This is a genomic window from Paraburkholderia sp. RL18-085-BIA-A (assembly GCF_046027075.1).
In the GTDB taxonomy this organism is placed as follows: Bacteria; Pseudomonadota; Gammaproteobacteria; order Burkholderiales; family Burkholderiaceae; genus Paraburkholderia.
The window spans coordinates 1-19,890 of sequence record NZ_JARESU010000140.1; the positions used below are offsets into that span (position 1 = coordinate 1).

A 19,890-nucleotide genomic window follows, 5' to 3' on the forward strand; every position below is an offset into this window, starting at 1 on the left:
GTTGCTTCTATGTTTGAATCCATACATTGAGTTATAGTACGCATACATTCGATATTAGATGCGTACAAACTGTAACCGGGCAATTTTCGGGATTTTCAAGCCAAATCGGCATCGCAACTGGCGATACGACGAGGGCAGCCGGTTCGTCCAGACATGGGAAAGATAGGCAATGACTGAGCGTTTCGTGATTTCGGCCAATCGGTTGCGTGATGGAGCCGTCGTCTGGCTCGATGCCCGGTATAGTTGGGTGGAAAGCTTGGAGGATGCGTGTGCGTTCGATGAGGCCCAGGTTGAGGCAGCGAAAGCAGCAGCGGGGCAGGTCGATGCGCTGAACTACATCGTCGCGCCGACGCCACGTGCGGCGCACTTGGTCGACGGGCGGCCTGAGCCGGTCGACTTTCGAGAATTAATCCGTTCGCGAGGTCCCTCGGTGAGAACGGATCTCGGCAAGCAGGCATCCGATTTGGGGCGGCGTCCGCCGCGTCGGACGCCGCCTCTCGTTCCGGTCGATGCGAGTCATGCAGGGATATACCGATATGATCACTCCGAGCGCGAATTCCTGAAAGATCGCGCAGCCCATTTCGGCCAGCAGGTTGAGCGCCGCCTATCGGGTGAACTCGATGAGGAGGAGTTCAAGGTCTATAGGTTGATGAATGGTCTGTATCTTCAGTTGCATGGCTACATGCTCAGGGTGGCGGTGCCTTATGGCACGCTGAGCGGTATTCAAATGCGTCAACTCGCCTACATTGCGCGGACGTACGACAAGGGATACGGACACTTCACTACCCGCCAGAATCTGCAGTTCAACTGGCCGCGTCTTGACGATACGCCGGAAATTCTGTCTGTTTTGGCCGACGCCGATCTGCACTGTATTCAGACGAGTGGAAACTGCGTGCGGAACGTAACGACAGACCATTTTGCCGGGGCTGCCGCCGATGAAGTTATAGACCCACGAGTTCACGCTGAGATCCTGCGGCAGTGGTCGACAGACCACCCAGAATTCACTTACTTGCCACGCAAATTCAAGATCGCTATCACGGGTAGCCCGGTCGATCGGGCTGCCGTGAGATTTCACGATATCGGAATCCTTGCGCGTAAGAATGACAAGGGTGAAACCGGGTTTCAGGTATACGCGGGGGGCGGGTTAGGTCGAACTCCGATCGTCGGTACGAAGGTGCGTGATTGGCTCCCCGAGCGTGATCTGCTCAGATATGTCGAAGCTATCCTTCGCGTCTATAACGCGTTGGGTAGGCGTGACAACATCTACAAGGCCCGAATCAAGATTCTCGTTCGTGAATTGAAGCCCGGGAAGTTCATTGAGATGATCGAAGAGGAGTTCGCGGGGCTGCCAACCGATCGGCAGTATGTCGAGCCGGAAATTGTACGGGCCATCCAGGCTCGATTCGTCACGCCGAATTTCGAGAGATTGTCGCCTGACTCGTCGGAGTTCAGTGCAGCATTGAACCAAGACAAGGCCTTTGGCCATTGGGTCCGCAGTAACACCCATCCGCACAAGATGCCGGGCTACATCAGTGCGGTCGTTTCCTTGAAACCGCCCGGTGGTATTCCAGGCGACATCAGTGCCGAGGAGATGGAGACCATTGCCGAATTGGCGGAAGCTTATTCGCTCAACGAGGTTCATGTGTCTCATGAGCAGAACCTGGTGCTGCCGCACGTGAAGCTAAGCCAACTGTACGAAGTGTGGCGAGCGCTTGGGGCGGCAGGCCTGGCCACGCCGAATATCAATCTGATCTCGGATTCCATCGCGTGTCCTGGTCTCGATTATTGCAGCCTGGCGATGGCGAGGTCGGTTCCTGTCGCCCAACGTATCGCATTGCGCTTCAACGAGGACAAGCAGCGCGATATCGGTGAACTGAAGCTGAACGTCTCAGGTTGCATCAACGCCTGCGCGCACCACCATATCGCACATATCGGGATTCTGGGCGTGGACAAAGGCGGCGAGGAGCACTACCAGATTACGCTGGGCGGTAGTGGGGATGAAAAAGCAGCCGTAGGAAAGATTCTAGGGCCGTCCGTCTCTTATGACGATGTACCTGCCGTAATAGAGTCCATCGTGGACGTGTACCTCAAGCAACGGGAAGACGGTGAACGCTTTATCGACACATACCGCCGCCTAGGCATCGATATTTTTAAGGAGGCCATCCGTGATTTTGATTGATAGAAGCGGTGCTGTCACCGAGGATCCCTGGGATTATCCTCGAGAGGGACGGGACCTTCTGCATTCACAACACACCAACTCTGAACGGATTGTGGTCCGTTTGGAACAGTGGGGAGAATTTGAATCGAGGTTCGGCGCTAGCGCGTCCGGAATATGGGTGTTCGCCGAACAGGACGCAGGCAGTCTGGTTCCACTGCTTGACCACGTGGAACTCATCGTAGTCGAATTCCGCGCGTCCCGCGACGGCCGTGGATTCACGCTCGCCCGCATGCTCAGGGAGCGCCACCACTTCGAGGGCGATATTCGAGCCGCAGGGCCGTTGCTCCCAGACCAGTTCGCCGTCCTTCTGCAGTGCGGTTATACAAGTTTGCTGGCCTCGTCGCGTGTCCCCCTAATCCGTTGGCGCGATGCTGCTGTTTCACTTGATAAGGTGAAAACGAAGCCACGGACGTTTTTGGATCGTCTGTCTCGCCAGGGGGGCGGCGAGCATTGACCGTAAGCGTCCTGGTGATCGCACACATTCAGTCTGGATTGATGGTGTCTATCGGCATCCGGAATCAAGCGATCGCCTTCCGATTACAGCCCGATGCGTAGTAGTGGTTTCTCGCAATGAACGGACACCGTGGCGAGGGCCGCTTTTTTACTTCAGGCTACTACGTGGCATCTAAACAGTCAGCGTAGCCGTAGGCTTTGGAACTGATGGATTTTCGCGAAGAGCCTCGACCGATAACTGAAACAAGAGCACTTATCATGTCAATTGACTTTCTGTCGCTGGCAGTTAGCGACGTGCAAGAGCTTGCCCCTTACGTTCCGGGGAAGCCGATGGAACGGGAGACGGGATTGGCCGCGGGAGAAATCATCAAGCTGGCTAGCAATGAGACGCCGTTGGCTGTCAATCCACGGATTATCTCAGCGATTGAAAGGGAACTCGAAAACATCACCCGTTATCCGGATGGGAATGGTTTTCGGCTTAAGAAAAAGATTAGCGATCGTCTTGGCTTGGCACCCGACGGTATCACGCTCGGTAATGGCTCCAATGACCTTCTCATCATGATTGCGCAAGCCTTCCTCACAAAAGGCCGGAATGCGGTTTTCGGTCAACATTCGTTCGCGGTATATGCCTCGGCGACAGCTTCCACCGGTGCCGAACGGCGCGAGATTCCTGGCAAGGATGGGGGCAATGATCTGGATCGGATGCTGCTGGCCATCGATGGCGACACGCGAATCGTGTTCGTGGCCAATCCGAATAATCCTACGGGCACCAGGTTCGACCGTGACGCACTCGTACGATTTCTTGAGCGGGTTCCGGCTCAAACGCTGGTCGTCCTGGACGAGGCATACATTGAGTATGCGGACGATCCATCGTTGCCGAATGGTCTGGACTATGTGGCCTCGCACCCGAACCTCATCGTTTGCAGGAGTCTGTGCATGGCATATGGGCCTGCAGGTCTGCGCGTCGGATACTGCGCGTCTTCACCGCAGATCGCGGACATCTTGAACCGGGTGCGGCAACCCTTCAATGTCAACAGTCTGGCACTGGCGGGTGCCTGCGCGGCAATTGACGACGAGAAGTACCTCGAGTTAGGGCGCGAGGTGAACAGGCAGGGGCGCAAGCAATTGCAGTGCGGTTTCACTGAACTTGGCCTGAACTGGATACCTTCTCGGACCAACTTCGTTTCGGTCGATCTGGGGCGCCCGGCCGCGCCAATCTACGAGGCCTTGTTACAGAAGGGGGTGATCGTGCGACCGCTCGCGGGCTATGGCATGCCTGATCGTCTTCGGATATCGGTCGGAACGCAGTTCGAGAACGCGCGCTTCCTCAAGGTGTTGAGCGCGATCCTGAACGAGGGAGTACAAGAATGATGGCGACGGTGTCACGTGACTTGTTTGACCGTGTAATGGTGCCAAACTATTCGCCAATGGGTACGGTGCCGGTGCATGGCTCAGGCTCCCGGATTTGGGATCAGAATGGTAAAGAGTACATCGACCTGTCGGGCGGAATTGCGGTGAACGCCCTCGGTCATTGCCATCCTATTCTGGTCCAGGCTCTTGTCGATCAGGCGCAGAAGTTGTGGCATGTCTCCAACGTTTATACAAATGAGCCAGCCTTGCGCCTCGCTAGCGAACTGACCCGGCGTACGTTTGCCGACCGCGTCTTCTTCGCTAACTCGGGGGCAGAGGCTAACGAGGCCGCATTTAAGTTGGCGCGCCGATTTGGAATCAACACAGGCGGTGATGCCAAGTACGAAATCATCGCGGCTAACAACAGCTTTCACGGGCGCAGTCTGTTCACTGTAAGTGTGGCCGGTCAGCGCAAATATTCAGAAGGGTTCGGTCCTGCCATCGGTGGTATCCGGCACGTAACCTTTAACGATGAGGTCGAACTGGAGGCTGCCGTTTCCAACGCCACCTGCGCGGTGGTGCTTGAGCCCATTCTTGGTGAAAGCGGTGTACTTCCAGCCACGCTGTCCTATCTGCAACGGGCGCGGGAGCTGTGCGACAAGCATGGTGCACTGCTAATTTTCGACGAAGTGCAGACTGGCATGGGACGTTTGGGCTCGCTGTTCGCCTATGAATATTACGGTGTCGTCCCCGATGTAATGACCATCGCCAAGGCGATCGGCGGTGGTTTCCCACTGGCGGCGATGCTGGCGACGGACGATGCCGCTCGGCATCTGTCGGTAGGGACGCACGGGAGTACCTTCGGCGGAAATCCGTTGGCGTGTGCGGTAGGCGAAGCGGCGTTGCACTACATCAGCCAGCCAGATGTTCTTCAAGGTGTTACGTCCAGGCACACGTACCTGGTGTCAGCCTTGTGTGAACTGGGCAAGCGACATGGGCTGTTTGAGGGCGTCCGTGGCATTGGGCTGTTGCTCGGCTGCGTCCTGACTGAGCCTTGGCAAGGGAGGGCACGTGAGCTCGTTGACATGTTTCTGAGCCACGGTGTCATGGTGTTACAGGCCGGACCGGACGTTATTCGTCTGGCACCCAGCCTGGTGATCGAACAAGGCGAACTCGATGAGGGACTTGCCCGCCTGGACGCTGCCGCGATGCAGCTTAGCCATGTCCAGCAAAGCACCTCTGAAAATGTGGAGATATAAAATGAATACAACGAAGGAGTTTCTGACGATTCGGGGCAGTCTTGTTGCCCTGGTGACCCCCATGTTCGCCGACGGCGCGATTGACTGGGACACGTACCGGCAGCTCATCGACTGGCACGCTAGCAAGGGAACCGATGGATTGGTCATCATGGGTTCGACGGGCGAGACGCCCACGATCCCACCGAAAGACCATATCGAACTGATCAGGTTAGCCGTGCAGCATGCCGCTGGCCGTATTCCGGTCATCGGTGGCACCGGTGCCAATTCGACCAGTGAAGCCATCGAACTGACGGCAGCCGCACAGGAGGCCGGCGTGGCGGCGTGTCTGTCGGTGGTTCCGTACTACAACAAGCCCACGCAAGAAGGTCTATACCAGCATTTTCGAGCGGTAACAGAGAATTGCGACGTGCCGACTATTGTTTACGACGTGCCGAGTCGGACCATCACGCGCATGACGGTGGATACAATTGTCGCACTTGCGGAATTGCCAGGTGTGGTAGGCCTCAAGGACGCGACCGGTGATCTGGCGCGTGCGAATGAATTGTTTGCGCGCCTGCCCCGAGGTTTCTCGGTATTTAGCGGCGACGACGGCAGTGCGGCCGCACTCATCCTCATGGGCGGTCACGGCAACATATCCGTCACGGCAAACATTCTGCCCGATGTGATGCACAACCTTTGTCATGCCGCTCTGGGAGGCGACCTGGGAACAGTTCGGAGGTTGAGTTATCAGCTTGCTGCACTCAACCAGGCGCTCTTCGTGGAGTCTAATCCGATTCCCGTCAAGTGGGCGATGACCCGAATGGGGTTGATCCGGGAAGGGATACGCCTTCCCTTGACGCCGCTCTCGCAATCCCAGACGAAAACCGTTGAGTCTGCAATGCGCGACGCAGGTATCGAATTGTCCTCGCGCCATGGCGACGCGTAGCGAATCCCAGACGCCGATACCGAATTTCGTTAGTAGCGAGCGCTAGTCGAAAGAGGACAGTCAACGCCAACGACCGGGAGCGCTAGATGTTGTTGTAGCTCCCGGCTCGCAACGTTTGTTTTCTTCCACGCGTACATCATCCGTACGGAGCTGCTGCATGCCGGGCCTGTCATCGTATATGGGCGCAGGTTTTTCGGTGGAGACCTCAGCCGGAAATCTGTCCCAGATTCATCAACTCGGGCAGAGTGCGCCGGGAACGCAAGTTAATATTGCGTTTCTCGGTAGCGAAAGCTTTGAGCAACGTCTCCACGCTGTGGCGACGATTGCCGATAGCGGCTTGGAGCCTGTTCTCATTCTCTCTGCCCGCAGGATTCAGTCGGCCGAGGTGTTGGAGTCCTTCCTGATACGAGCCAACGGTCTAACACGGGTCAAAACAGTATTTCTGGTCGGAGGCGACCCCATCTCGCCGCAGGGCCCATTTGTAGATTCGTTGGCGCTGATACATAGTCCCATCCTAGGTCGGTGCGTGCCCGAGAAGGTGGTCATTGCCGGCTATCCGGAGGGGCACCCTCGTATCCGGGATGACATGCTATGGGAGTGCCTGCAGCACAAGGTCGCCCATCTGGAATCGAAGGGGCTCGCCGTCGAAATCACGACCCAATTGGCTTTTGACGCGGAGGCGGTCGTGGCATGGATCGAAAGGGTTCGGTGCTTGGGCATTCAGTCATTGATCCGCATAGGCGTTCCTGCGCCGGCAACCACGGTCGACCTGATGCAGTTCGCGGCTCAATGTCGAGTTACTACATCCTTGGTATCTCTGCAGAAACACGGTTGGCCGACGCGCTCGATGCCGGAACGCGCCAGTCCGGAAAATTTTCTGGTCAATCTGCAGAGGGGCCTTGACCGTCGATCGCTCGGCAACATCGCATTACACATTTTTCCGTTGGGCGACCTGCCCCTTGCTGTCCAATGGTTCCAAACCTTCTATGGAAAGTCAGCCGCTCGCAGCGCAGTGACATAGTGCCGAGGAAACGATATTCCTGTAGGGGGCGGGGCTATCGCTTTCGCATGTGAGCAGCGGATCTGCGATCGATCTGGTGAGTCCGGGAGGACCTACGCGGTTCTGGCTGATCGCGGCAGCTTGCGCGATGTGGTCACAACATGCGCGGGCGAACTTCGGGCGAACAGGGTGGACGAGCCGGAAGCTCGCGAGCACGAATTCGATCTGCTCGGAGGCGCCCTCGTCGAGCAGCCTCATCGCTGCATCGCATTCGGCGCAGACCACAGGTGAGGCGGGCAGATGTGTCCTGCTCCCCCGAGCCAGGTGCCCTGGTAACGTTTGCGGTGGATCTGCTCTGGCGCTGCCGGAGCGTTTTCGGGATCACTACTGGAGCGGCGCAGTCGTCGGCCTGCAGATCTTCTGGGTGCGATTCCAAGTGTGAAGGAAGGTCCTCCGCCGTCGCAGCGAAGCGCGACGGATATCCGGTCGATTTAAGCATCGCATCGAAGATGGTCAGCCGCCGGCGACCAGATTGTATTTCGCCGCAATGATGACGGAGCTTGTTGCGCTATCTGATCAAATTACCAGAACGTCGCGATGAGCGCGTCAAGTGGATCTACATTCTAGATGACCACCTCGGTGCGCTCTGCTGGCTTACTTGCCAACAACGCTGCAAGGTTTCTGAGCGCTGTTGAAAGCTGGTTGCGATCTCGACCGCCACCAAGTGAAACGCGGATAGCACTGGGAGGTTTGCCCGGGCCAAGATAGAACGCGTCTGGTGGAGTAACCGCAAGGCCGTCGGCGCGCGCGGCCCGTGCGAGGTCGCGTGCTTCCCAATGATTGGGTAAAGAATGCCAGATATGAATTCCTTGGCGGCGCGTCGAACGTTCCGGGTTAGGGAAGATGTGAGCTGCCAATTGCTGACGTGCACGAGTTTCGGCCTGAACGCCTGCGAGCAGGGCTTGAGCGGATCCGTCCTGAATCCAGAGGGTAACGAGCGCCGTAGCCAACGGCATAGCCATGAGTGCAAATGAACGCATCGCGGAGAGGAAGCGGTCTTCTATCGCAGCATCAGGTAGAACGACAAACGCCGTGCGCAGACCGGGTGACAAGCACTTGGAAAGAGTCGAAATGTAGAAAACCCTGTCCGGTGCTAGAGTTGCCAAAGGCGCGGGAGCGTTGTCTGCGAACAACCAGTAAGGATCGTCCTCGATGATTGTCGCGTCTGCGCGAGCCGCCGCCTCAACAATATCCCGCCTTCGATCACTGGGGATTGTGCGTGCGGAGGGGTTTTGTAACGTTGGGTTGATATAGACCAGTCGTGCTCCGTACTCGCGACAGGCGCGTTCGAGTGCATCGGGCAGCATGCCAGCTTCATCTCCAGAGACTGGCTCTATACGGCGTCCCAGTTGTTGGACTGCTGTGCGCAGGCCGGGGTAAACGAGTGACTCCGCGAGAACTGTATCACCGGGTTGAGTCAGTGTGAGAATGGCAGCGGCAAGCGCCGCCTGTGCTCCTGGGCAGATCACTATCCTTGATGTTTCGACTGACTCGAACATCGGCGAGAGCCATTGAGCCGCGGCCAACCGATCGGTTGGGCTTCCGCCACCTATGTGATACGTCATCAATAGATTGACATCGGAACGCGTCGCCAGGTGCGATAACCCCTGCTTAAGGAGCGTTGACAGATCCACCTGTGCTGGAGCCGGAGGGATGTTCATGCTCAGGTCGACCCATTGCGTCAGCTCCCCCGGCGGTGCGCTCACGTACGTACCGCGGTGGCCGTACGCTTCCAATAGGCGGCGTAGACGTGCTTCATCATAACCACGTGTAACAGTAGTCAGGTCGACGCCGAGGGCCTCCGCCAGGAGTCGCTGCGGAGGAAGTCGATCGCCTGGATGGAGCGTTCCTTCCGAGATCGCTTGCTCTAACAGGTCTGCGATTTGTAGGTATCGGGGGCCGCCGTCGGGCGACAACGGCGTAACCCAATCCATTGCTTTGTTAACAGGAGGTTTCTTCCGTTTGAGAACCATATTTCAACGCAGCGTGCAGTGTGACAAGTCGATAGTATTGCCTGATGTTCCAAATAAATCCATACATGTTTGACGTGTATGATTCGAGCCTTAAAGGCAAAGAGGCGGTAGAGCAACTGGATGAACAGCCGGCCCCGCGCGACTCACGCCTTCCATTCGCCATTCGAGGTCTTCGCCGCCACCCTTGCTTCGGCAAATCAACCTCAAAGCTCTAAACATTAAACTCGCTGTTGCGCTTCAATCTTGAAACCGCCCTTTCACCCCGGCGGCAAAGCTCTATGCGCACCGCTACGGCGACGCGCTGGTCGTAGGCTTGTTGACGACGTTAGGCGACGCCTACTCGCATCCGAATCACTACGGCATCCCTCTTGCCGACGCGGACGTAACGGGTGTGATGTCGGGGCTGCTGACGCTGGGTACCTCATATCTGTTCGAAGACCGCGCCCGGCGCTTTCGGGCGGCATGGTCGCGGATTTTCGGATAGCCGATCCGCTGACGGTCTGAAGCATCTTCGCCGGACCGCGTGGACGACCTGCAAGAAGCTCGCCTATTTTCTATTTTGTTACCCATAGCCGCTGGGGAACCCGCTCGTTGCTTTTATGTGCTCCAGCGTCAGGGCGGGGCCACCTACGGTCGTTGGCCTGCACTCGTGCCCGGACATTTGAATGTCGGCTTCGTCGCGGTAACAGACCTTTGCGTGCCAATTGAGCGTGAGCACGGAAGTTGATGTTGGTCCGGCGTGTGTTCTGGCTCACCACGCGCAAGACCGGGATGTCCGCGCGGATCGCAACCGCACAGGAGGGCGTCGCGCTGCGTGGCAATCACAATGAAACATCTGGATGGACCGGCAGCGTGAATTGAAAAACGGCGCCGCAGGGCACGTTCGCGCCTGCCCACAATCGTCCGCCGTGTGCTTCGATGATCGAACGGCAGATCGACAGCCCCATCCCCAAACCGGTGGGCTTCGTGGTGTGGAAGGGCGCGAAAAGGAGCTCGGCGCGGTCCAGAGCAAAGCCCGGACCCGAATCGCGCACCGCCACGAGCACGTAACCACCGTCGGCATTCCCGGTGCTGACCAGCAGTTCCCGCATGCCATCGCTGACGCCGCTCATTGCCTCGATCGCGTTGATGACCAGATTGAGGAGGACTTGTTGCAGTTGGACGCGGTCTCCCTCGACGAATTGCAGGCCGTCCGCGAGTTGCGTCTGCACCGAGGTGCCGTGCTTGATGGCTTCGCCACGGATGAGCTCGATCACCTGACGGATTGCCTCGTTGATATCGACCTGTTCCTTCCTTGGCGGCGCCTTCTTGATCAGTGCACGGATGCGCTCGATCACCTCCGCCGCTCGATTACCCTCGTTGACGATATGGCGGAGCGCCTGCTGGACCTCTTTCAAGTCGGGAGGCTGTGCGCTCAGCCACCGCAGCGCTGCCTGGGCGCTGATGACTGCCGCGGCGATCGGCTGGTTGACCTCATGCGCGACGGAGGCCGCGAGCTGGCCCATTGTGGCGAAGCGGTTTGCATGCTCCAACTCGGTTTGTACCTCGCGGTAGCGCCGCTCGGTCTCTCGGGCTCCTGCCTCCACCTGCTTGCGCTCGGTCAGATCGAGGACGAACGCGACACCGCAGGCTCGTTGTTCGTCGAATGCGGCAAGCCCGATCAGCACGGGCACGCGGCTGCCGTCCTTGCGAAAGTACTCCATTTCAAATGGCTGGACGGTCCCCAACAAGCCTAGCTCTGCTGCGGTCCGTGCATCGGCGTCGCGCCATTCCGGGGGCGTCAGTTCCGTTCGGTCCACGCGACCCGAGGCGAGGTCCTCCCGGTCATATCCCACTAGGCGCAGAAAAGCCTCATTGGCCTCGATGATCCGACCTTCGAGTTCCCAGATGAAAATCCCGATGATGTTGGCCTCGACGAGACGTCGGACCTTGGCTTCACGTTCGCCCAAATCATGGATTAGACGGGCATTCTCCAGCGCTATCGCCGCCTGGGAGGCGAGCAACTTCAGGGCTGCGATGCGGGCCGGCACGAATACACCGGGAGCCCGGTTGTTCTCGAGGTACAGCGCTCCAATTAGCTTGGCCTGGGTGATCAACGGCTCGCAAAGAATGGAGCGCGCCTGCCGCTCACGTATGTAGGGGGCCGCCGAAAACCGGCTTTCGGCCGCGGCATCATCGAGGGTCACGCGCTCCTGGGTACGGACAACCTGGTGCAGAACCGACTGCGGCAGGTCCTCGGCAGTCACGGGTGCATCGTGCAGCTGCACAGTGACCGTATCGCCGCGGATCGTGGCTTCCGCTCTTATCCGCTGCTCAACCCCGCGCCGAAGAATCAGCAGACCTCGCTCGGCGCCCGCGTGCTCGATGGCGCTGCGCATGAGCGCGTCGATCTGTCTTTCAAGCACAATCTCGCATTCGAGCATCGGGCTAAACTGCGACTGCCATCCTTCTCTGCGCAGATTGATGATCAAATACTTGGCCACGTCCAACGCAAGCTTGCGGCCGAAGTCCTCTTCGATCATGACGAGAGAAAGATCGATGCCCGCCATTACACCGGCCGTCGTGTAGATGCGGCCATCCTTCACATAAATGTTGTCGGGCTCGATTCGCGCTTTCGGAAATGTCGCGGCGAGGCGCGGCACATCCATCCAGTGAGTTGTGACCACCCGGTTATCGATCAATCCCGCAGACCCGAGCGCGAAGACGCCGTTGCAGATCGACGAGACGCGACGGGCGCGCCTGTATTGTTGCTCAAGCCACGCACCGAGTGCCGGATTGTCGTAGGCGTCAAAAATTCCGTGTCCGCCTGCCACGATTACCGTATCGAAGTCGGGACCATGATCCGCAATCGTACAGTCAGGCACCACCTCAAGCCCGCTCGAGGAAACGACAGTGCCGCCCGTCGTGCCAACGGTAAGCATCTCGTAACCGCACTCGCCGCGGCTCAAGACGCCCACTTCGGCAAACGCATCCTTGGGCCCGGCAATATCGAGCAACTGAAAGCCGGGGAACACGACCATGCCTACCTTGATCTGCCTCATAACGATTACATGCCCCAGTAATCGGTCGCCGGGCGCACCAACGCCGCATTGATAATACAATGCGATGCCGAAGGCCCGGTGTGCCGCGCTTCTTCACACCAGGGCCCTCGTCCCGACGGTTGAAGACGCCTGTAGTGATGAGGTCGCTGCGGGTGTCAATTTAGCGGTTCATGCGCCCGATTTCCTCCGGCGCCACCTTCGCGAGGATGCCGGCGACCAGCTCAGGGGGACGAGGCGACTGACGCCCGCGCCGCAGCAATCCTCCCACAAAGACATGGAAACTCGTATCCCGAGCGCGCCGAGCGGAGAAGACGGGTTCAATTTCAGGCCTCCACCATCAAGCCGGTTGTCAACATCGGGGTGGAAAAACAAGTTTGTCCCTCGGCTGGCTAAGCCGCAAGAAACAAGTTTGCCACACCCGCCTGGTAGACTAATTTCCAATACCATCCGACAGTCGTTGGTCGACGTTAGCACGCAGACATTTGAATGGCGGCGGCAGCGACATTCTGAGTTCGGCATCGGACCGGATTCGGCCAACAGAAGCGGACCTTCGAGTCTCGGGTCCAATTCCACGCTGGATCGATCGCTCTTCGGCACTTTATGGTGGAAGTCCTCAACAAAGCTACAGGCATGAAGGTCAGCCCGTCACAATTCAGTCCACCTAGCCGCGACGGGCACGAAGGACTCGACCGTCCGACTCACAGTACTTTTTCCATCGCAAAAGAGGAACTGTCGAGGCGCACCGGCGCCGGCGTTTCCTGGAATGCCCGTGTCCTCAAAATGTCCTCAAAACCCACACCCTCATTTTGCCGGTCGTTAGCCGATTCCTCCAGAAAGGCGGGCTGATTCGGGCAGCGATTTCAATCGCAGCATTGCCAGCACGCCCAAAGCGGGCCCCGGAGCCAAAAACGCAAATGCCCATCGCCACCCGAAGGCACCTGCGAGCAACGGGATGAGCCAGATCGTTGCGACCGTGAGGATGAAGCCGATGGCAAGCTGCAGTGTCAGGGCTGTTCCTACATACGATTGGTCCGCAAGCTCTGTCACCATCGCAGAAAACTGCGCCGAGTCCGCGACCACCGTGAAGCCCCACACCAGGCCCACAAAGAGAAGCAGCCACGTGGACGAGTCGAACAGCAACCCGATGAGCACGCAGCAACTCCCGGAAATAGCCATCATGAGCGCGGTCGTCCTGGTTCTGCCCCACCGGTCTCCGAGTATGCCACCGACCCAACAGCCCAACCCGCCGGCGGCGATAACTGCGAATGTCGCGTAGGCCGCGGCCGGGCCTGCTCCGATTCCCCTGGCAGCCAGTGCTTCCGAGAAGAACACCAAAAACCATGCATACATCGCAAACAATTCCCACATGTGGCCGAAGTAGCCAAACGAAGCGAGCCTGACCCCCCGATTCGCGAATACGCGCCACACCTGCGTGGGATCGAACCTCGCCTTGGGGAAGGGGAAAGGGCCTTCCTTCACCGCGAACACTGTGATTAGGCCTCCAGCGAGGGTCAGCACGCAGGTTACGTAGATGACCACCCGCCAGTTCAGTCCACCGAGTCCGTTGATGAGATGGGGCATTGCTTGTCCGACGACTATCGCCCCAACGAGAATCCCGAGTGCAATACCGCGGCCCTTGCGGAACCACGTGCACATCAGCTTGAGCGCCGGCGGGTAGACGCCAGCGAGGAAAAAACCTGTTGCGAAACGCAATGCGATTCCGACGCCTGCTCCGCTTGCGACCTCCAGCAGTCCGTTCGCGGTGGCAGCGCCGACCGCTCCGCCCAGGATCACATGCTTCGGCGGCACGACATCGGAGATGTTCAGCAGGCTCGAGGCCAGTGCCCCGCACACAAAACCGAGTTGAACCGCGATGGTTAGCCACGCGGCCGCACTTACGGAGAGCGCCCATTCCGCGCGCAATTGAGGAATCACCGCGGCGGCCGAGAACCACGGTGTCATGGACAGGACGAGCGTGACGGCGAGCACCGCCAGTGCACGCCATCGATCGGGATTCTGCTCTTGGACAACGTCCCCGCTCATTCTCGTACTCCACGCACAAACATTGAATCGGCACCGGCCCGGCTGCGCAGGTGTTTTAACCGGTGCTCATCCACCGTCTACAATCGGCCGCGTGCGTGAACCAGGGCCGCTGCATGCCGGCCGAGTATTACCTGATACTACGTCTATCGACAGACTGGACGCGCTGTCGAATTCGTTTCATCGCTTTGCAACTCCTGACCGACGCGATCGAGCAAGCTTCAATACTGCGAATCGTCGTTGACTCGACGAGTCCCGTATGCGAACTATAGCGTGATCTCGAAACCTGATTCCCTGTTTGCGAGGTGGATGCAAATTGGGTGCACTCGCCACGGCCACCGCTAAAAGCGAGGCCCACGCCGCTGCCGGGTCGTGTGCCGTTTGTTTCCAGCCGGTAAAATCATCGTACGAACTTTTCCGGTTCCGGCCCTGCTCGACAGCACGCGCGCAATTCTAAGTTGCTTCAGTGCGCTGCCACTACGACGGTCGGCCATCTACGGTCGTTCGCCTGCGCCCTCGGACAGGCGCTTGAACGTTAGCTCCGCCACCAGACACCGGGCGTTCGCTGCGTCAATAGCAGCGTCGCATCATCGGCAACGCGGGCTACATCGCCAGACCAACCCGGACTGCCCGTTTCCGGAACGTCAGCTTGGATCGGTCCTGCTCGCCGAGACCAGCGCTTCTCTTCTTTCCAGTGAGGAGGCTTTCATTCACTCTGAATTGACCGCCACCGGGCCATGTCCATAAAAATCAAGTGACGCGACAACTGGTCCAGCGCCGGCGAAGGAGCCGCGGCGGGCACGGGTGAGCAGGGAGTACAACGATAAACAACGATGCTGGAGCCGTTGTAGTTGTCCTTCATGACCACGTATTCTCCGGTCGATCGAAGGTACGATCTAAGGCCATACATCGAATCCACGTCATTGCCGACGTACACGGTATCGGGGCTGCTGTTGATCAACGTAGTGTCCAGGCTGCCTGTGGTGAGGTTGAAGGCGTCGATGTTGGGCACCGTGTGTACGTATCCGACGAAGTTAGTTGCCGGCCGCCGTGATCTACCGGGATTATTGCGATGTATCGAGCGTCGCGCGGTTACCCGCTATTCTCGAGTAGGTTTCTGATCTGAACCACGCTGGGGGTAACGATAGGTATGAACGCCGCTTCGCGACGCCGACGCGCCACTTCGGCCTGCCCTCGGATATAGCCACGCCCTCCGGTTGCGTGCACCTCGAGGGTGATCGCTTCGTCAACCAGTGCGGCAAGCAGGAGACGCAAGCTGAATAGCTGCTTCGGTTTTGCGACGAACTCGCCGGTTGATATTCCATCCACCAGATCAAGAACGAGCCCATGCAATTCGGCTTCTAGCACACGCCCGTCCTCGCCAACGGCCGCTCGGGCTGTCGCTCCGGTGCTATCAAGTGCTTTCAGGCTGCGTCGCGCAAGCCCGATTGACAGTCCGCACTGCAAGCCAAGAAAGTTCGGTCTGACACCAGCGAGAAAATCAGGCGCGTTTGATGCGACCTGGAAGCGCTCATCGACCACCGCATCTTTCACGCAAAGCCCGGCAGTGTTAGTCGATCGCAAGGCAATAAGATCGAGATCGTCACTGCGGCTTACACCTTGCACCTGGTTTGGAACTGCCAGAATTGAAGGCGGCCTCCCATCTGTGTGGTCGGTGGCGATGGCAGTTACAAAGCCTTCCGGACGAAGGTTGGTAACGCAAGGGAGGCTCCCGTTGAGTTTCCAGCGTTGAACGCCTCCCGCCGAGTGCAGGGCAACTGCCGATATTTGCAGCGCTTCCATATTGGAGAGGAACTTCATTGCATTCGACAGGCCGACAGCACCCGCGAGCTCCCCGCTCAACAACGACGGAAGCAGACTCGTACGTAACGCCGTATTCTCGCTTTGAAGCAGGCATTCGATAAACGCTCGCTGTCCCCAGAACACAAATGCCGCTGCCAAGGAGTCTTCAGCTATCGCCGCAATCGCTTCGATGGCATGCAGAATGGTTCCGCCGGAACCACCGATATCCGTAGGAACGCCGATACGGAACAGACCTGCCTGGCCCAGCTGGGGGAGAATATGCGGAGCCAACTGGCAATCAAGATCTAGCTGCTCGGCCCGTGCCTGAATCCAGGACGAAAGCTCAGGAACCCGGGGTCTGACAGGGGCTGGCTGATTCGTCAGCGAGTGTGCGTCACCGTTGTTGGCCAGCATCACATTGGCGTCCATTGATACTGCTGCAACTCTGCGTTGAGTTCATTCTGGGCGAGATTGTTCGCAAAGTTGCAGAGTGTTGCGAGGCTTACACCCAGCACTATCTCCAATGCGTTCGCGTCGGTCAGTCCGGCCTGACGCAAGGCATTGAGCGATTGATCGTCGACCGCCCCGCGCATGGCAATGACAGACCTGGTGAATATCGCGATGGCGTTCAGGCGCGCGTCGCCGACTGGCTTGTTTTCCCTGAGCGCGGCGACGAGATCTGGTGCGAGGCCTGCTTTCTTCAGGGCGACTGCCGTATGTCCGGCGACGCAAAACGCACAACCATGTACGGTCGCTGCGGTGATCTGAACTACTTCACGCTCGACGAGCGTGAGCGCGGACCGGGTATTGATCTGACCAAGTGTGAGGTATGCCTCTAGCGAGGCCGGCGCCTCAGCCAGTGATGCGACCAGGTTAGGCAGGAATCCGTTGTTCGCGAGGACAGTCTGCAAGTATGGCCGACTCGCTTCCGGCGCCGACTCGATGGTGTGTAAGGGTAGACGACTCATCTAGTGCTCCTTGCCGCTCTCGGGATGTGTTGAGGTGTGCAGGCCGTGCTGCCGGCCCTTGTGCAGTGCTGCACATCTGAATGGTAATCACACCGGCGGAAGAGGTGCAGTAACAGTTGACCGGAAAAAGATAGAAGCAGAGCTAAGGAAGTTCTTGCGCGTACGCTTTCCAGATTGCAAGCAATGCTGCGGTTTGACTGGCGGACAAAGACAACACGCTTACGTCCGGCACGTTTGCGCAGGCCGATATATGCCTGCACGCCTTAGTGGAAGTCGCTGGCGACGCCCCCGTCGAATGTGCTGACATCAATTCGGCGCAGGCGCGGCTGCACGGCGAGGAAGCCCGGCGGTGGGCACCGCGAGATTCAGCCGGTGCACAGTGAGATCGGGCGCTCGACAACACGGGGGACTGCGTACCAGCGCCGGTCAGGGATCGGGCCGGACGTAGATTTCCTGACAGACCTGGCGCAGCGAGTCGGCTACCAAGCGATCGGCCGGACGACGAGACCCGGTCGCACGCGTGAACATCGCGATAGGTGGCAACGTCCAGTCGAACGAATAGGGAACGATTGCTACGCCGGCGATGCGGACCAGTTCCTCGGCGATGTCCGCTGGCACGATCGATACCGCCCGATCGCCGGTGGCGACCATTTCGCCGATCAGCTTGGAGGAGTAACTTTCGACGACGGGGACCGGCGGAGGAATGCCGACGCCCAGAAAAATATCGGCGACCTGTTCGCGCACGGGCGTGTGCGGCGCGCCCAATATCCAGTCGAGTTCCGCGAGCTTGCGCCAGTCCAGCCGGAGGCGCGTCAGCCGGGCGGCGAGGCGGCGCCCGGCGATGAGCCGCGGTTGCTGACGATACAGCACTTCCATCGCGATCTGGGCTGGTTCCATCGCGGACGACGCGCGCCCGACAACGATGCAAGCGTGTGGTCGCACAACTGGGTCAGCAACTGATCGCTGGTGTCTTCACGAATCGTCACGGACACGTGCCGGTCTCCTTCGGAGCGCGTGCGCTGGATGACCGCCGCCAACAGTCGGCCGGGAACGAAACGAACAACGCCGATATGAATGTGTGCGGCATGGCCGGAAACGAGCGCCTCCATGTCGCTCACCAGGTGGCCGAGGTCTTCGGTGATCGTCCGTGCACGGGCGAGCACGAGTTCGCCCAACGCGGTCGGCATCATGCCACGCACGGAACGATCGAACAGCGGTGCACCAAACATGTCTTCCAACTCGGCCAATGCATGGGTGACGGCGGGCTGACTGCTCGACAAGTGCTCGGCGGCCCGAGTGATGGAGCCATGCTGCTCGATTTGCAACAGCAGCGTGAGGTGCCGTATTTTAAGGCGCGCGATCAGTCTGCGGACTACGTCGGTCGAATCAAACACCATCATGGAATGCTTAGCCATAAAGAAAATGTGATGCGGTCATATTAATTCCAAATGCTGCCGTTGTGGCCCGTACCTAGAATGGCACCTGCCAGTACAAAACAGCCCAGCGGAGTCTTGGCCGTCCTTTTCGGTGAGTGTCGCGGGCCAACAGGATGGGGCGCGTCGAGGGTCAGGGCCACGCGATCGCCTGTTTGCCGATGGAAGCAAGTTTTCCGGGGGTGACGCGTCTGGCGGAATCGATATCGCATCGCGCCGCGAAGGCGCTCGAACACAAGGTGCAGAACATGAACAGAACGGATCGGCAAGCAGCATTGGACTATCACGAATTCCCGGTGCCAGGTAAAACTGCGGTGACGGCAACCAAACCTCTGGTGACGCAGCGTGATCTCGCTCTGGCCTATACGCCAGGCGTCGCCGCGGCCTGTGAGGAAATTGTCGCCGACGCCGCGAACGCTTTTCGCTATACGGGCCGCGGCAATCTGGTGGGCGTGATTACCAACGGCAGCGCCGTGTTGGGGCTGGGCAACATCGGCGCGCTCGCGTCCAAGCCGGTAATGGAAGGCAAGGCCGTGTTGTTCAAAAAATTCGCCGGCATCGATGTTTTCGACATCGAAATCAACGAGTCTGATCCGGACAAGCTCGTCGATATCATCGCCGGCCTGGAGCCGACCTTCGGCGGCATCAATCTGGAGGACATCAAGGCGCCTGAATGCTTCGTCGTCGAGCGCAAGCTGCGCGAGCGCATGAAGATCCCGGTGTTCCATGACGACCAGCATGGGACAGCGATCACGGTATCGGCGGCTTTCATCAACGGGCTCAAGGTAGTGGGCAAGGACATTACCCAAGTCAAGGTTGTGACGTCGGGCGCCGGTGCTGCGGCGCTGGCCTGTCTGGAACTGATGATTGCTGGTGGGACGCCCCGAAGTACTGATGTCTCGCATCGAGAAGTACGGCTTGCGGCTGCGTCTCGGCCACGACGTGGAGGTAACCAATCCCGAGTATGACGAGCGCTTCCACCAGTACTGGACGACTTATTGGGAACTGATGTGCAGGGACGGCATCAGCAAGGAGATGGCACGTGTCGAAATGCGCCGCCGGCTGACGTTGATTGGCGCAATGATGGTGCGCCTTGGCGATGCCGACGGTATGATCTGCGGAACGGTCGGCGTCTATCATGATCACCTGCGCTTTGTCGATCAGGTCATTGGCAAGAAGACCGGTGCTCGAACCTACGCGGCGATGAATATCCTGCTGCTCGATGACCGCACGGTGGCGCTGGTGGACACGCACGTCAACGACGACCCGACAGCGGAGCAGATCGCGGAATTTACGCTCGCGGCGGCGGGACACATGAAACAGCTGAATCTGGGTCCGAAGGTCGCGCTGCTTTCGCGGTCGAATTT

Annotated in this window: 11 protein-coding genes and 4 pseudogenes; 8 read left to right on the forward strand and 7 right to left on the reverse strand. The window is 58.8% G+C overall.

Annotation, left to right across the window (positions count from 1 at the left end; genetic code table 11):
- Positions 1 to 169 precede the first annotated feature (169 nt).
- The 6 genes from P0D89_RS43195 (at position 170) to P0D89_RS43220 (ending at position 7,226) form a co-directional block, all read left to right on the forward strand.
- Positions 170 to 2,179: a DUF2849 domain-containing protein gene (locus P0D89_RS43195; RefSeq protein ID WP_408368005.1), complete on the forward strand. Its 2,010-nt coding sequence runs from the start codon at positions 170 to 172 to the stop codon at positions 2,177 to 2,179.
- A complete protein-coding gene (locus P0D89_RS43200; protein WP_408368003.1) occupies positions 2,166 to 2,672 on the forward strand; it encodes a DUF934 domain-containing protein in 507 nt (168 codons plus the stop codon). The genes P0D89_RS43195 and P0D89_RS43200 overlap by 14 nt, the downstream gene beginning before the upstream one ends.
- 257 nt (positions 2,673 to 2,929) lie before the next feature.
- Positions 2,930 to 4,042: a histidinol-phosphate transaminase gene (gene hisC / locus P0D89_RS43205; protein WP_408368001.1), complete on the forward strand. Its 1,113-nt coding sequence runs from the start codon at positions 2,930 to 2,932 to the stop codon at positions 4,040 to 4,042.
- Positions 4,039 to 5,280, forward strand: coding sequence for an acetylornithine/succinyldiaminopimelate transaminase (locus P0D89_RS43210; protein WP_408367999.1), 1,242 nt, complete (start codon positions 4,039 to 4,041; stop codon positions 5,278 to 5,280). Before hisC ends, P0D89_RS43210 begins: the two co-directional genes overlap by 4 nt.
- Before the next feature lies 1 nt (position 5,281).
- Entirely contained in the window at positions 5,282 to 6,205 is a 924-nt protein-coding gene (dapA, locus tag P0D89_RS43215; protein ID WP_408378552.1) for a 4-hydroxy-tetrahydrodipicolinate synthase, read from the forward strand.
- A gap of 157 nt (positions 6,206 to 6,362) precedes the next feature.
- Positions 6,363 to 7,226 carry a methylenetetrahydrofolate reductase gene (locus tag P0D89_RS43220; protein WP_408367996.1) on the forward strand — a complete coding sequence of 288 codons (864 nt, stop codon included), beginning with the start codon at positions 6,363 to 6,365 and terminating at the stop codon, positions 7,224 to 7,226.
- Positions 7,227 to 7,828: 602 nt separating this feature from the next.
- Here P0D89_RS43220 and P0D89_RS43225 read toward each other — a convergent pair.
- Positions 7,829 to 9,238, reverse strand: coding sequence for an aminotransferase-like domain-containing protein (locus P0D89_RS43225; RefSeq protein ID WP_408378554.1), 1,410 nt, complete (start codon positions 9,236 to 9,238; stop codon positions 7,829 to 7,831).
- Positions 9,239 to 9,494: 256 nt separating this feature from the next.
- Here P0D89_RS43225 and P0D89_RS43230 point away from each other — a divergent pair.
- A pseudogene (locus P0D89_RS43230) lies at positions 9,495 to 9,722 on the forward strand (hypothetical protein); the annotation flags it as partial.
- Between the two features lie 337 nt (positions 9,723 to 10,059).
- Here the strand turns inward: P0D89_RS43230 and P0D89_RS43235 are convergent.
- The 6 genes and pseudogenes from P0D89_RS43235 to P0D89_RS43260 all read right to left on the reverse strand — a co-directional run bounded on the left by P0D89_RS43235 (position 10,060) and on the right by P0D89_RS43260 (position 18,487).
- On the reverse strand, positions 10,060 to 12,258 hold the full coding sequence (locus P0D89_RS43235) for a DJ-1/PfpI family protein (protein WP_408378556.1): 2,199 nt from the start codon (positions 12,256 to 12,258) through the stop codon (positions 10,060 to 10,062).
- 837 nt (positions 12,259 to 13,095) lie between these two features.
- Positions 13,096 to 14,322, reverse strand: a complete 1,227-nt coding sequence (locus tag P0D89_RS43240) for an MFS transporter (protein ID WP_408367992.1) — start codon at positions 14,320 to 14,322, stop codon at positions 13,096 to 13,098.
- An 808-nt stretch (positions 14,323 to 15,130) separates the two neighbouring features.
- A pseudogene (locus P0D89_RS43245) lies at positions 15,131 to 15,374 on the reverse strand (SMP-30/gluconolaconase/LRE-like region family protein); the annotation flags it as partial.
- Between the two features lie 37 nt (positions 15,375 to 15,411).
- On the reverse strand, positions 15,412 to 16,551 hold the full coding sequence (locus P0D89_RS43250; protein ID WP_408367990.1) for an acyl-CoA dehydrogenase family protein: 1,140 nt from the start codon (positions 16,549 to 16,551) through the stop codon (positions 15,412 to 15,414).
- On the reverse strand, positions 16,536 to 17,090 hold the full coding sequence (locus P0D89_RS43255; RefSeq protein WP_408367988.1) for a carboxymuconolactone decarboxylase family protein: 555 nt from the start codon (positions 17,088 to 17,090) through the stop codon (positions 16,536 to 16,538). Before P0D89_RS43255 ends, P0D89_RS43250 begins: the two co-directional genes overlap by 16 nt.
- Before the next feature lie 426 nt (positions 17,091 to 17,516).
- Positions 17,517 to 18,487, reverse strand: a pseudogene (locus P0D89_RS43260) (LysR family transcriptional regulator).
- 284 nt (positions 18,488 to 18,771) lie between these two features.
- Between P0D89_RS43260 and P0D89_RS43265 the strand changes: the two are divergent.
- Positions 18,772 to 19,890, forward strand: a pseudogene (locus tag P0D89_RS43265) (phosphate acyltransferase); the annotation flags it as partial.